Source organism: Rothia sp. P6271 (assembly GCF_048512995.1).
Classification (GTDB): Bacteria; Actinomycetota; Actinomycetes; order Actinomycetales; family Micrococcaceae; genus Rothia.
In genome coordinates, this window is record NZ_JBLXXV010000006.1 from 52,724 (window position 1) to 66,456 (window position 13,733).

Genomic DNA, 13,733 nt, shown 5'->3' on the forward strand with positions numbered 1-13,733 from the left:
ATATCAGAGAGAACCCTAATCTTTTAAAGGAGCGATGACCAGAGCCTACAGATATTTTCTACGACCTTGATACGGTTGGGGCGGGCAACCCATTCGTCGTATCGGAGGGTTTTGCATTGAGAGATGTATTCTTCAGAGATGCTTTCTAACTCTTTAACCATTCCTGTATCGACGATGAAGGTGGATACTTCGAGGTTGAGCGCAAATGAGCGCGGATCCATGTTTGATGATCCAATGAAGGTGAGATGGTCATCTACAAACATGTATTTTGAGTGCAATACGGTTGGCCCGGGATATTGTTTGATGTTGACTCCGGCGTGGAGAAGTTTCTCGTAGTAGGAGCGTTGAGCCATATTGGGTAGGAACTGGTCTCCTTTTTCGCAGACGATGAGGGTGACATCAATTTTTGATAGTGCTGCATTGGTGAGTGCTTGTAAGAGTGTTTCTTCTGGGACGAAGTAGGGGGAGCAGACGACGATGCGTCGTTCTGCATTGTAAATGAGGTAGTTGATGAGGCGTAGGTTGTTTTCCGTTTCGAATCCGGGGCCCGATGGAACAATTTGTGCCAACATTCCGCTGTGTACACGGGGAATAGCTGTTTCGATTTCGTTCAGTGGTAGTTCTCGTGTTTCGGAGTACCAGTCTGAGATGAAGACGGCGTTAAGTTCTTCAACAACGGGGCCGGTGCATGAGAACGTAAGGTCTTGCCAGACGAGTCCTTTTTTGAGGTTGGCAGGTAGATTGTAGGAACGGTCGATAGCGTTTTGTGAGCCGGAGAATGCGATGCGTCCGTCGACAATGACGATTTTGCGGTGGTTACGTAGGTCTGGTCGTTGCCATTTACCTTGGAATGGTTTCAGGGGCAACATGAGTTGCCAATTGATTCCGGAGTCGTCAAGGAGTTTGCAGAGTTTTTTCCAATTGGGGTATTTTCGAGAGCCCCAATGGTCAATCATGATTTTGACCAGTACTCCGCGTTGGTGTGCTGCAAGAAGCGCATCCCATAGCGGTTTGGTGGTGTTGTCGTAGGCGGCAATATAAAACTCGAAGTGTACGTATCGTTCTGCCCGATTGATTTCTTCTGTCATCTGTCGGATAGCTTGGTGGTTATCTTTGATGAGTGTGAAAGTGTTGCCACCGACGAGGGGGAGCGCTCCGAGTTTGTAGTTGAGGTTCGCTGCTACTCGTGCTGGTTCAGGGAGTTCTCCATGTGCTCCGAGGACAGAACGGGATTCTTCATCAGCATTTTTGGATGCGAGTATCTCTTTCATCATGTCGTTAATAGTGCGTTGTCGGATTCTTCGGTGTCGTGGTAGTCGGGAAGATCCAAAGAGCAAGAAGGCAACAAACCCGATATATGGGACGAGGAATATTGCCATGAGCCAGCCGAGAGCAACCACGGGTTTGCGGTTATAGGGTAGCCAACAGATTGCGATAATACGTAAGGTGATATCGAGGATGAAGAGTGTTAACGCTAACCACGTAGGTAGATGGGCTAGTCCAAAGATGTTAAGAGGGTCCACGAGAGTTATTCTATAGAAAGTTTTTCAGGTTAGAAGAGTGTATTTTCTTATATTTCTTCGGGGTATGTGTGTTGGTTGGGTGGATGTATTTGTCGTAACTTGGGTGTTGATATTTTTATTCTGTGTGCTCTAAGACATAATCTAAGAAGAGTGCCTTACGGCATGTTTAATTTTCTCGTGATATGGAAGATTTGATATGAAAATCCTTGCTCCTACCATTATTCCTTTGGACACTCAGAAGCTTGGTCTTCAGGCAGAAGATACGCTAGTTTCTTATGACCCTACTGAGCTTCTACCTGCAGAGCACTATGATGCCGATGTCATGATTAGCTGGGGTAATACTAATGAACAGTTGCAAGATGCAGCGAAGAATTTATCTCAGGTGAAGTTGGTTCAGGCTCTTCTTGCTGGACCTGATCAGGCTCGTGCGGCTGGTTTCCGTGATGAAGCGGTTATCTGTTCTGGTATTGGCTTGCATTCTTTGACCGTTGCTGAGCATGCGCTGGCTTTGACATTAAATTTTGTGCGTTTCTTGCCGTTACTCTCTGAGGAGCAAGATAATTCTCGTTGGGCGGGGGAGTTAGGTGGTCCTCAGGAGCTTCATCCTGTGGATAAAGTCACAACTCTTTTGGGTGCTCGTGTTTTGATTTGGGGTTTTGGATCTATCGGTCAGAGCACAGCCCGCTTATTTCAGGCCTTTGGCGCTCAGGTGCAGGGTGTGGCGCGTTCTGCTGGTGAACGATCTGGTTTCCCTGTGATTGCTGTTGATGATATTGAACAGTACTTGCCTCAGACCGATATTTTGGTGATGATTCTTCCGGCTGCTGCTGAGACGGAGAATGCGTTGAACGAACAGCGTTTGGAGTTGTTGCCTTCTCGCGCATTTGTGGTGAATGTTGGTCGCGGTGTCACTGTTGATGAGGATGCGTTGATTGCGGCGTTGGAGAGCGGTTCTATTGCTGGTGCTGCGGTTGATGTGGTGAAGCAAGAGCCTTTGCCTTCGGATTCTCCTCTATGGGGTACGAAGAATTTGGTGATTACTCCTCATTCGGCTGGTGGACGTCCTGTGAATCCTGAGGAGCTGATTGCGCATAATCTTTGTGCTGTGCGTGCTGAGGTTAGTGGCGAAACTGCTGATTATCGTAATAAGATGTAAGGCTTGCTGTATGAAGCCGGCGGGGTGTTTTCTCGCCGGCTTCTGTGTTTTAAGTGTCCACTATGTGTACACCACGCCTGTTTGTATGTTAATTCCATATTATTTTTTGGGCTTGGAGAGGGTGTTAAACGGCACTTAAAAAGAACATAAATCTTTTACGAAGAAAATAACTAATTATTGATGTAACCCATATAAAACCTAGTCAAATGATATTTATTGATTTGATTATTTGGGATTAAAGAGGGTTGCTTGTGTTTGGTAATAAAAATTTTACCTTTATTTAGCTTTTTCTCATCATATGAATAAAGATTCGTTTTAGGGTATCTTCATGTACAACTGGTTAAGTTTTGTTTACAATGAAACTTACATGTGTTTCCAGTCACTTAGGTTGCCTGTCGTTCATCTACGATGAGCTCTGGTAGTCGCACACAACATCTCATATTGAAAAAGGAGAAGGAATGCGCATTTCACGTAGATCCTCCATCATCGGCTTCGCAGCGGTATCCGCTCTTGCACTATCCTCTTGTGCAAGCACCGGAAACAATGCAAGCTCATCTTCTGGGGATAAGGGTTCAAAATCTGTCTCAATGGCAATCGTGAACACCTTCAGCTCCCTCAATAGCAATTCTGCTGACGGTAACGTCGACACCAACGGCATGATTACTAACATGACCACCTCCGGTTTCTACTCCATCAACAATAAGCTTGAGGTTGTACATAACGACTGGTTCGGAACCTACGAGGAATCCGATAAAGGCGACGGCATGGAAGTTAAGTACACCGTTAAAGACGACATGAAGTGGTCTGACGGCAATGAAATCGGTGAAGGTGACCTCCTCTTGGCATGGGCTGTTCTTTCCGGACACTTCGACGACGCCGAAAAAGACCTCACCTACTTCTCCTATGCTGGCGACACCGCTGGTCTAGGCAACGCTGGCGTTCCCGTTCTCTCTGACAACGGAAAGACCATTACCTTCACCTACCCACAGAAGTTTGCTGACTGGGAGGTTGCATACGACCTAATCGCTACCCCCGCTCACGTCGTAGCTAAGCTCGCAGGCATGGACGAAGATAAGCTCGTAGAGGTTATCAAGAACGCTAAGCCCGGCGAAGAAAACGCAGACCTACGTAAAATCGCAGACGCATGGAACACCGGCTTCAACACCACCACCATGCCAAGCGAAGACCTCATCGTATGCAACGGCCCATACAAGCTTGACGCTGTTGTCGAAAACCAGTCTGTTACTCTCGTTGCTAACGATAAGTATCAAGGCCCTAACAAGCCTAAGATTTCTGAAATTACCCTTAAAATTCTTCCTGATGCGGCAGCTCAGATTCAGGCATTGAAGAACGGCGACGTAGACGTCATTAATCCTCAGGCATCTATCGATACTGTTTCTCAGGCTAAGGCTTTGGACAACGCAGAAACTCACGTTGCACCAGACCTTTCCTACGATCACCTCGATTTGAACTTCCACTCTGAGGTCTTCAAAGATGAGAACGTTCGTAAAGCATTCTTGCTCACCATTCCTCGTCAGGATGTTGTCGACAAGCTCATCAAACCGATGCAGCCAGATGCAGTCGTTCTCAACTCTGAACTATTCGTTGTATCACAGGGTAAGGTCTATGAAGATGCTGTGAAGCAGAACAACTCCAGCGATTACCCCATTACTGACCCTGAAGCAAATATTGCTAAGGCTAAAGAACTTCTCAATGGTGCAACACCTACCGTGAAGATTCTTTACAACAACAAGAACAGCAACCGTGAAAATACCTTCCAGATGATTAAAGAAGCAGCTGGTAAGGCAGGCTTCAAGGTTGAATCTCTCGGCTCTGAGCAGTGGGCTAGCGAACTTTCCAAGGGTAAAGAAGGCTACTACGATGCTTCTATCTTCGGTTGGGTTTCCCCTGGCGTCGGACACGAATCCCTCGGACAGATTTTCGCAACCGACGGCGGATCTAACTTCACCGGTTACTCCAATGCAACCGTTGACGAAGATGCTAAGAAGGTTATGAGCACTGTTGATAAGGGCGAAATTGAAAAGGTTACTATCCAAGCTGATGGTGAGCTCTTCAAGGACGGTTACGGCCTACCTCTCTTCCAGAGCCCAAGCCTCGTTGCTTACAACAAGTCCATCACCGGTATTGAGCCTAAGCCAGGTCAGTACCCTGCTACCTGGAACGCAGCTGATTGGGACATCAAGTAACAACGGCTCATCTTATCTAGGTGCAGCGTTCTTTGTATAGCGCTTAGCACTGAGTGCTATACGCCAACGGCGGCGTGGATGCTCATCTTCTTGGGCATCCACGCCGTACGTTTATTTATTTTTTTAAAACTCTCCCCACATTGACTCACCCCTTCAGGAAATCATCATGTTGACCTATACCGTGAGGAGACTAATAACAGCGGTCTTTATCCTACTTGCCGCTTCCTTCCTAGTCTTTACACTCACTGCTCTGTCTGGCGATCCTCTGGCAGAGCTACGTACCAGCAATAGCCCTAATAAAGACCTTCTTATCGCTCAGCGCACTGAAGCGCTGAACTTAGATAAACCAATCCCCGTTCGTTACGTCCTATGGATTACTGGCGTATCCAAGTGCCTTATCGGACAATGCGACTTTGGAACAAACCTCTCAGGTACGCCTGTTACACAGTTACTCTCAAACGCTATCTACCAAACACTGATTTTGGTTCTTGCTGCCACCGTTCTAGCAATTCTCATCGGTATTAGCCTAGGTATCGTTTCAGCATTACGTCAGTACTCAGGGCTTGACTACACCATCACTTTTGCAAGCTTCCTGTTCTTCTCCTTGCCATCTTTCTGGATTGCAGTATTGCTCAAAGAAATCCTCGCGATTGGCTTCAACGACTTCCTCGCCAATCCGCAAGTATCTTTGATGAGTAACCTGCTCATCTCTCTCGTTGCCGGACTCTTCTGGTACTCAGCTTCCTACGGAAAACCCAAAACACGAATCAGCCTCGGTCTTTTCGGCGCCGTACTGACTTTTGGCATTATTTTCTTCGTCTCCGTAACCGACTGGTTCTTACACCCCGGACTAGGCATTCCATTCCTAGCAGTACTTGGACTACTCTGCGCATACGTTATGACAATTCTTGTCTCCGGCATTAGAAACCGCCGTGCCCTCTATAGCGGTATTGCAGCAGTAGCACTAGGACTTATCGTTTACTTCCCGCTTCAGACACTTCTCAACCAAGCAACATTCTTGATGGTCTTCATCATCGCCGTGTGCTTTACCTTGCTCGGTGTCGGATTCGGCTTTGTCGCTGGCGGATACGACCGCGGACAAAATATGCGAGTCGGCGGACTAACCGCCTTCCTCATGGCACTGTTAATCTTCACAGACCGCTTCATGCAAGCATGGCCGGACTACATCAGTAACTCCCGTATCCGTGGACGCCCCATTCCCACCGCAAATGCGTCAACCGCAAACCTTACCGGTGACTTCTGGATTCTTAACCTCGATACCATGACGCACATCTTGCTTCCGACCGTTGCATTAACGCTCATCTCGTTAGCAAGCTACTCTCGCTACTCTCGTGCATCCATGCTCGAAATCATGAACCAAGACTATATCCGCACAGCACGTGCTAAAGGTGTTTCCGAACGTGGCGTTGTCATGAAGCACGCTTTCCGGAATGCGCTCATTCCTCTAGCAACCATCGTTGCCTTGGACTTCGGCTCTATCATCGGTGGCGCAGCAATTACCGAACGTATCTTCGCGTTCAAAGGTATGGGAACACTATTCCTTGACGGTCTTGCTCAAGTCGACCCTAACCCCGTCATGGGCGTATTCATCGTGACCGCAATTATGGCGCTTGTCTTCAACCTCATTGCAGACCTCGTCTACTCAATCCTCGACCCGCGAGTAAGGGTGAAAGCATGACAACTAAAAACGTTGATTTTAATGCTGGTAAAGAACCGACAACCGAAACTGCAGCACTACGCGAAGTTGAGGCAAGCATCGACATCACCCAGCGCGAAACCTTGGGAAAAACTCAGGGACAAATTGTTCGTAAACGCTTCTTTGGTAACACCGGCGCTGTCGTTTCACTCATCATCATTATCGGCATCTTGCTCCTTTCTTGGTCTTCACTTGGAATCGGGCCAATCCCCGGATGGTGGAATACCGGATACACCGACATGCACCCTATCGTCAATGGTGCAGCTCCTAGCTCCGAACATTGGTTCGGTCAGGACGCCACCGGCCGCGACCTTTTCGCAATGACGATGCGTGGCATCCAAAACACCTTCCTTGTTGTGATGATTATTAGCATCCTTGCTGGTGTTATCGGTGTAGTGCTTGGCGGACTCGCCGGTTACTATCGTGGTTGGGTTGAAGCCATTATCATGCGCTTTACCGACGTCATCATTATCATTCCGCTTCTGCTCATCAGCGCAGTGCTCGGTAAAATTGCAGGAACCCACTTCAATGGACGAACCGCAATCATCGCCTTAGGCGTGGTTGTCGGCTTCTTCTTCTGGAGCTCTCTTGCCCGTCTTGTCCGTGCAGAGTTTCTGTCCTTGCGAGAACGTGAGTTCGTGGATGCTGCACGTCTAGCAGGTGCTTCTGATACTCGTATTATCTTCAAACACATCCTGCCTAACACTGTCGGCGTTATTACCGTAAACATCTCCTTGCTGATGTCCTCAGCAATTCTGACCGAAACCGCTTTGAGCTTCTTGGGCTTCGGCGTTAAAGCACCTGACTGGTCCCTAGGTAGCCTTATCTCCGAGAACCAAACTGCTTTTGCAACCCGCCCATGGCTCTTCTGGTTCCCCGGCTTGTTTATTCTCGCAATTTCTTTGTGCATCAACTTCATTGGCGACGGCCTACGCGATGCCTTTGACCCGCGTCAAAAGAAATTCAATCCACGCAAAGCTAAAGAGCGTGTAGCGCACTCAGCCGAAAACGGTTTGGGTATTGCTGGAGAATCCTTGCAAATGCAATCAGGCGGATTCCAAGGTTCTGGTCCTCTCTCAGACGACGAGACCCGTGAACACGACCAAGAAGTTATCCGTAAAGAAACACGAGATAACTAGACGCCTCGTGGTTAGCTCAGATAAAAACACCTGAGCTAACCACCAACGGCGTGAGAATTGATAATTACAGAGTGAACAGCTGAATAAGCGTGAGACCCCCAAGAATACATATGATGATGATTCCGCGGGTATCACGAACGCTAGAAGCTACAGGTTCTACCTGTTCGAGCGCACCATCTTCGACAAGCTCTTGCCAATACCCACGAATCATACGTGCAGTAGCGCCAGAGAGAGTCGAAGGTAAGTCACTAGGACGAATCGCCCCGTCTTGTTGGGGAGTAATGGCGGGCAATCCTTGTGACTCCGAACGATGAGCTTTGAAAGAATGAGCCATTCCAGAACCACTTACGGCAAAGGAAGAGTAACTTTTTTCAGCGGTGACGAGAGTCAGCGCATAGCGTGTAGAAACATCGATAAGGCAAGAGTAGTTAACGCGGTGAGTCACAAAGGGATTAACTACCACAACATCTTCCACATCGATAACCACTTTGGGGTAGTACATCACATACCAGGTAGCATAGACAGCAAAGAACAGAGGCAGGATAGAACGAACTAAAAGGTCTGTTCGTCCAGTCATTGTCCAAGCAGCTAAGATGCTCAACGCACCAAAAATAGCAATAGCTAGATAAACGTACGACATCTTAGAACGAATAACTACCGGTGGTTGGTGCAAATATTGTGAAGCCATACAGGCTATCTTCTCATTCTTATTCAGCTTTCGTTCTGATCTTTTTGATCTGCCGCTTTAGAACACCATAAATTTTTTTACAGTTGGGATAGTACCAATGACTACACAGCCAGCTACAACACGTCAAGGCAGTGAGCCTGTCCTCGTCGTCCGAGACCTCTCCGTAGACTTCGGTGTCGATAAACAATGGGTTCCTGCTGCCATGAACCTCAACTATGAGGTTCACCCCGGAGAAGTCCTCGCCATCGTTGGTGAATCCGGCTCCGGTAAATCTGTTTCCTCAATGGGCATGATTGGGCTGCTCCCAAAAAATGCCAAAGTCACCGGTTCCGTTAAACTCAATGGTCGTGAACTCATTGGGCTGAGCAACGGTGAACTACTAAGCGTTCGCGGTAACGACATCGCCGTCATCTTCCAAGAACCGATGACAGCGATGAACCCCGTCATGACCGTCGGCGACCAAATCGTCGAAACTCTACGTCTTCACAAGGACATCTCTCCTGCTGAAGCAAAAGCTGAAGCACTCAAAATGCTTGAAATGGTAGAAATGCCAGACCCCGTCAAAGCATTTAACTCCTATCCTCACCAGATGTCTGGTGGTCAGCGTCAACGTGCCATGATTGCGCAATCGCTCTCGACCGACCCTAAACTTCTGATTGCAGATGAGCCGACAACTGCTCTTGACGTAACAGTCCAAGCAGAAATTCTTCAGCTCATGCGCAACCTGCAGAAAAAACTTCACTCAGCAATTATCTTGATTACTCACGATATGGGTGTTGTTGCAGACCTCGCTGACCGTGTTGCTGTGATGCGTCGTGGTGTCATCGTTGAGTCAGGCGAAATCCATGAGGTGTTCAATAACCCTCAACATGAATACACTCAGGCACTTTTGGATGCTGTGCTACACCTTGGCGGTAACGAAATTGACGTCAATGAAGCTATCGACGACGCCGCCGAACAGATTCGCCCAGCAACAGAGGTGCTCGAAAAAGTTGCTCCTCAACCTACCGGTGAAGTCATCCTCAGCCTTGAGAATGTCTCTTTGGAATACCCAAAGCAAGGACGCGTTGGACCGTTCCGTGCGGTTTCTAACGCAAATCTTACCGTTCATGCTGGAGAAGTCGTCGGTCTTGTTGGTGAATCAGGCTCCGGCAAATCTACGATTGGTCGTGCAACCGTCGGATTCTTGGACGTTGCAGAAGGAAAACTTACCGTCAACGGTGAAGATATCACCAAACCAACCCGTGCTCAGCTTGCTAAGGTCCGTCGCGAAGTTGGTATGGTCTTCCAAGACCCTTCATCTTCTTTGAACCCACGTTTGCCCATTGGCGAATCCATCGGTGAACCCATGCAACTGGCAGGTGTTGCTAAAGGCGCTGAATTACAAAAACGTATTGAAGCGCTCCTCGACCGTGTTGAGTTGCCTCGTTCATACCGTAACCGTTACCCACACGAACTTTCTGGAGGTCAGAAACAGCGTGTTGGTATCGCGCGTGCACTCTCCTTAAAACCCAAACTGCTCATTGCAGATGAGCCGACTTCTGCTCTTGACGTTTCAGTTCAGGCACGCGTACTGGAGCTCTTCCAAGAACTTCAAGCAGAAATGGGCTTCGCCTGCCTATTCGTCACTCACGACCTTGCTGTCATTGACGCTCTTGCAGACCGTATTTGCGTTATGCGTCGTGGCGAAATCGTAGAGCAAGGTTCTCGTGAGCAGATTCTTCGTCACCCACGTGAAGCATACACTCAGCGTCTGCTGGCTGCTGTTCCTCTACCAGACCCTGACGCTCAAGCTCAACGTCGAGAGCTTCGTCAGCGTCTCTTAGAAGAAACTGGCGATACTATCTAACATTGCAGTGACACAAACGGGGGTGTGCATCTTTGATACGGTGCGCACCCCCGATTGCGTATTCTTTGAGCCATTACACACAATAGAGACTTAGGATAGTGTCTATGGTTGTGCGTAGTACAGAAAAAATCCTTATCGTTATCGGCTCCGGGTCACGTCATTCTGCTTCAGCGATGCTCGCAGAAAAAATACGTCAAGGCCTCACCACAGAACACGAGCATCATGCTCGTTCACGAGAGTTTCATGAACTATACCTAGGCCAATATGCCATGGACATGGCAGACTTCATCTCAGATGGATTCCCCTCAGATGACCTAGCAGAAGCGCTTGAAAGAGTCCGCTCAGCCTCGGCTATTATCGCTATTACACCAGTCTTTAACGCCAGCTATTCTGGTCTTTTCAAAATGTTCTGGGATATGACCGAACTCGGTGACATTGCTCGAACCCCAACCATCGTTGCTGCGGTGGGAGGAAGCTGGAAACACTCACTCATGGTTGAGTACAGCCTCATACCGCTATTCAGATACCTTCAAGCTGACCTTGTACCTACCGGAATCTACACAACGAACACTTCGCTCAACCCCTCAGCGGAAGACTCGCACCGCACAAATAGCCGTATTGAACGAGCCACCGCAGAACTCTCTGAAAAACTACGGTTATTGAACTCAACCGCCACCTCATAGAACACAAATAGCACTAAGTTTTAGCTATAGAATCATAGTCACTGCCTTCGCTACACTCTGTGCAGAGGCCACCAACAAAGACATATCTCAAGGAGATGAACAAACCTTATGACCATCAATAAAATCGACAGGATTACTGTTCTTGCCACCGGAGGAACCATTGACAAGGTGTATTCCCTCCAAGGCGAACTAGAGATCGGGGACCCTTCCGTCCCACAACTATTAGCGCCGGTACTGACCGACATCGAATTCACTCTTGAATCCGTACTCCGTCTTGACTCACTCGACATGGAAGACTCACATCGTGCGGTACTCGTGAATGCTCTTGAAAAAGTTGCTGATAACCACATCATCATTACTCATGGCACCGACACCATGCCAGAGACCGCACGATACATCCACCAATATGCGCAAAGAGAGAACAAAGTCATTGTCCTATGCGGTGCCATGCAACCAGCTTCTATGCGCAGTTCTGATGCAGGCTTTAACTTCGGTATGGCAGTGGGTGCAATGAATCTACTGAGCCCCGGAGTCTACATCTGCATGAGCGGAAAAGTCTTCTCCGCAGAAGAAGTACACAAAGACCGCTCACGCGGAATCTTCGTCTCTGACCAGTAGAAATCCGGTACCTGAAAACTCATGAGTGCACACTGATACTAGCTGAGATAGTATGAGATAGGCACCATAAAACTCTGTGAAGGGTAAGACAACGATGACAGAAAATAACGGTTATACCCCTCGCACTGAGGGGAATTACCAAACACCTCAGTACACACCACAAGCCTCCCAACCCTATGCTGGGCAACAACCCATCCCATACTCTCAATACATGGGGTATACCGGTGGGCAAGAACGAACAAAACCCGTAACTCCACAAACCATTAAAATTGCGGCATCCGCTATTTACGTTCTGGTGGGGTTCTATCTCATCTCCAATATCTACACTCTCTTCTTCACCTCAGCAGATACCGAAATTGGTGATGAAACGCTAGAGTTTGCTGCCAAACTTGTCGGAGTCGTCTTTAGCCTCGCAATTCTAGGTTTCTATATTCTTCTTGCTATTCTCATCGCTAAAGGCACTAGTTGGGCACGAATCGTCATGACGGTGATCTCTGGTCTTAGCATTTTTACGTCTCTGGTTGGACTATTCTTCTTAAGCATATTGCAACCGTTCCTATCAGAATTTCCCGACACAACAAGCGCCGGACCTTTCGACACCGTCATTCAGGTCTTAGTATTTATTACTTCTATCGTCATTATCGTTGCATTATGGATGCCTAAATCTCATGCTTTCTTTACAGAAACAGCCATCTATAAACGGCAGCAAATGTTTGCTAGATAGCTTCTACGATAGGACAGACATGGGTCAGACATGTCTGTCCTCTCTTTTGTCTTATAGGGTAACCTAAAGAGTAGCTAAAAATGTGGGCTCCCCAACTTATGCCTACAGACAGCGCAACACACATGAACATACTCCTTATCACGCACCACTATGAGCCAGAACTTGGCGCACCTCAGCGTCGCTGGTCTGCCCTTATCCAACGCTGGATGCAAGACGGTCACAGCGTCACTGTGTGTTGCCCACCTCCGCATTATCCCGATAAAACAAGTACTCAAAACCTACGCAAAAACAGTAGCCAGATATTTCGCCGTACCAGCGGAAGATACGGTGAAACCCTGATTCGCATGCCGTATCTTCTACACGGATACCACTCAATACCACGAACCCTAGATCAAATGATTACCGCCGCAGGAACGGTAGGTTATTGTGCCGTGCAACGAGTGCAACACGTACTGCGTAGGTGGCGAAACTCAGAAAACAGTAGAGAGCACTCCTTTGACGTTGTTATTTCGACCGTTCCTGGTATCCCGAGTCTTTTTGCTGGGGTTGTCGTGTCCAAACTATGGGGTATTGAACATATTGCAGAGATGCGTGATGCTTGGCCAGACATCATTACCGGAGACATCACATCTCAGACCAGAAAACTTCCATGGTACCGTCACTTCATTAAACGCAGTATTCACGCCACCATCACATACTGCCAACGTCAAGCAGGGGCTGTTGTCGTCACTACTGAACATTTTAGTGACGTGCTTAAAGAACGTGGAATACACCCAGTATTTGTTGTTCCGAACGGGGCAGAACCTCAAGAATTTGAGCAGGCTCAACCTCTCCAACTAACAGAACGGCACCGTCATGAACTCCGTCTTCAATACCTCGGTACCGTGGGGCGTAGTCAAGGTCTGAGAGTCGTCCTTGAAGCCCTCAAAATACTCGAACACAAAAGACCAGGGCAACGTTTTATCTTACGTATCATCGGAGAAGGCGCCGAAATCCCAGTCCTCAAACAACTTGCCCAAAAAGAAAACCTTGAGGTTCATTTTCTCCCCCCTGTACCTAGAAAAGACCTAGGAGAAGCATATGCGTGGGCAGACGTGCACCTCGTATCACTTCGCAAAACAAAACCGTTTGCATGGACAGTGCCCTCAAAAATCTTTGAGCTACTAGCCACTCGACGACGAATTATCGCCCTTGTTGACGGTAGTGCCGCAAAACTCCTCGAACAAAGCGGTGTTGCCACCGTGATACCACCACAAAACTCCTCAGCTTTAGCAGACGCTCTCGCCGACCTCAACGCATATCCAGAAGACCTTATCGTCGGCGAATCTGGAGTAAAACTCCTCAAAGAACGGTACAGCTACAACACCATGGCAGAGCTCTACCAAAAAGCTTTAGACTTTTGCCAACAACACCGTACCGGCTAAAACAC

Annotated in this window: 11 protein-coding genes; 9 read left to right on the forward strand and 2 right to left on the reverse strand. The window is 48.1% G+C overall.

What is annotated here, in order from left to right:
- Window positions 1–23: 23 nt before the first annotated feature.
- On the reverse strand, window positions 24–1,523 hold the full coding sequence (gene cls / locus ACN08X_RS05845; RefSeq protein WP_419102306.1) for a cardiolipin synthase: 1,500 nt from the start codon (window positions 1,521–1,523) through the stop codon (window positions 24–26).
- Window positions 1,524–1,719: 196 nt separating this feature from the next.
- Between cls and ACN08X_RS05850 the strand changes: the two genes are divergently transcribed.
- From ACN08X_RS05850 to ACN08X_RS05865, 4 genes are all read left to right on the forward strand, one after another.
- Window positions 1,720–2,679 carry a phosphoglycerate dehydrogenase gene (locus tag ACN08X_RS05850; protein WP_419108195.1) on the forward strand — a complete coding sequence of 320 codons (960 nt, stop codon included), beginning with the start codon at window positions 1,720–1,722 and terminating at the stop codon, window positions 2,677–2,679.
- 458 nt (window positions 2,680–3,137) lie between these two features.
- Window positions 3,138–4,886, forward strand: a complete 1,749-nt coding sequence (locus tag ACN08X_RS05855; RefSeq protein ID WP_419102308.1) for an ABC transporter family substrate-binding protein — start codon at window positions 3,138–3,140, stop codon at window positions 4,884–4,886.
- Between the two features lie 166 nt (window positions 4,887–5,052).
- Entirely contained in the window at window positions 5,053–6,585 is a 1,533-nt protein-coding gene (locus ACN08X_RS05860; protein WP_419102309.1) for an ABC transporter permease, read from the forward strand.
- Window positions 6,582–7,742, forward strand: a complete 1,161-nt coding sequence (locus tag ACN08X_RS05865; RefSeq protein ID WP_419102310.1) for an ABC transporter permease — start codon at window positions 6,582–6,584, stop codon at window positions 7,740–7,742. Before ACN08X_RS05860 ends, ACN08X_RS05865 begins: the two co-directional genes overlap by 4 nt.
- 64 nt (window positions 7,743–7,806) lie before the next feature.
- Here ACN08X_RS05865 and ACN08X_RS05870 read toward each other — a convergent pair whose 3' ends face one another.
- Complete coding sequence (locus ACN08X_RS05870) at window positions 7,807–8,430, reverse strand: hypothetical protein (protein ID WP_419102311.1); 624 nt, start codon at window positions 8,428–8,430, stop codon at window positions 7,807–7,809.
- A 97-nt stretch (window positions 8,431–8,527) separates the two neighbouring features.
- Between ACN08X_RS05870 and ACN08X_RS05875 the strand changes: the two genes are divergently transcribed.
- The 5 genes from ACN08X_RS05875 (at window position 8,528) to ACN08X_RS05895 (ending at window position 13,728) form a co-directional block, all read left to right on the forward strand.
- On the forward strand, window positions 8,528–10,279 hold the full coding sequence (locus ACN08X_RS05875; protein ID WP_419102312.1) for an ABC transporter ATP-binding protein: 1,752 nt from the start codon (window positions 8,528–8,530) through the stop codon (window positions 10,277–10,279).
- Between the two features lie 104 nt (window positions 10,280–10,383).
- Window positions 10,384–10,962 carry an NAD(P)H-dependent oxidoreductase gene (locus tag ACN08X_RS05880; RefSeq protein WP_419107095.1) on the forward strand — a complete coding sequence of 193 codons (579 nt, stop codon included), beginning with the start codon at window positions 10,384–10,386 and terminating at the stop codon, window positions 10,960–10,962.
- A 108-nt stretch (window positions 10,963–11,070) separates the two neighbouring features.
- Window positions 11,071–11,580, forward strand: a complete 510-nt coding sequence (locus ACN08X_RS05885; RefSeq protein ID WP_419108196.1) for an asparaginase domain-containing protein — start codon at window positions 11,071–11,073, stop codon at window positions 11,578–11,580.
- A gap of 94 nt (window positions 11,581–11,674) precedes the next feature.
- Window positions 11,675–12,304, forward strand: coding sequence for a hypothetical protein (locus tag ACN08X_RS05890; RefSeq protein WP_419108197.1), 630 nt, complete (start codon window positions 11,675–11,677; stop codon window positions 12,302–12,304).
- A gap of 122 nt (window positions 12,305–12,426) precedes the next feature.
- Complete coding sequence (locus ACN08X_RS05895; protein WP_419108198.1) at window positions 12,427–13,728, forward strand: glycosyltransferase family 4 protein; 1,302 nt, start codon at window positions 12,427–12,429, stop codon at window positions 13,726–13,728.
- Window positions 13,729–13,733: the final 5 nt, after the last annotated feature.

Coding starts and splice junctions, on each gene's coding strand:
- ACN08X_RS05885 (WP_419108196.1), top strand. CDS start 11,071: ATGACCATCAATAAAATCGACAGGATTACTGTTCTTGCCACCGGAGGA.
- ACN08X_RS05870 (WP_419102311.1), bottom strand. CDS start 8,430: ATGGCTTCACAATATTTGCACCAACCACCGGTAGTTATTCGTTCTAAG.
- ACN08X_RS05855 (WP_419102308.1), top strand. CDS start 3,138: ATGCGCATTTCACGTAGATCCTCCATCATCGGCTTCGCAGCGGTATCC.
- ACN08X_RS05850 (WP_419108195.1), top strand. CDS start 1,720: ATGAAAATCCTTGCTCCTACCATTATTCCTTTGGACACTCAGAAGCTT.
- ACN08X_RS05880 (WP_419107095.1), top strand. CDS start 10,384: ATGGTTGTGCGTAGTACAGAAAAAATCCTTATCGTTATCGGCTCCGGG.
- ACN08X_RS05895 (WP_419108198.1), top strand. CDS start 12,427: ATGAACATACTCCTTATCACGCACCACTATGAGCCAGAACTTGGCGCA.
- ACN08X_RS05890 (WP_419108197.1), top strand. CDS start 11,675: ATGACAGAAAATAACGGTTATACCCCTCGCACTGAGGGGAATTACCAA.
- ACN08X_RS05860 (WP_419102309.1), top strand. CDS start 5,053: ATGTTGACCTATACCGTGAGGAGACTAATAACAGCGGTCTTTATCCTA.
- ACN08X_RS05865 (WP_419102310.1), top strand. CDS start 6,582: ATGACAACTAAAAACGTTGATTTTAATGCTGGTAAAGAACCGACAACC.
- ACN08X_RS05875 (WP_419102312.1), top strand. CDS start 8,528: ATGACTACACAGCCAGCTACAACACGTCAAGGCAGTGAGCCTGTCCTC.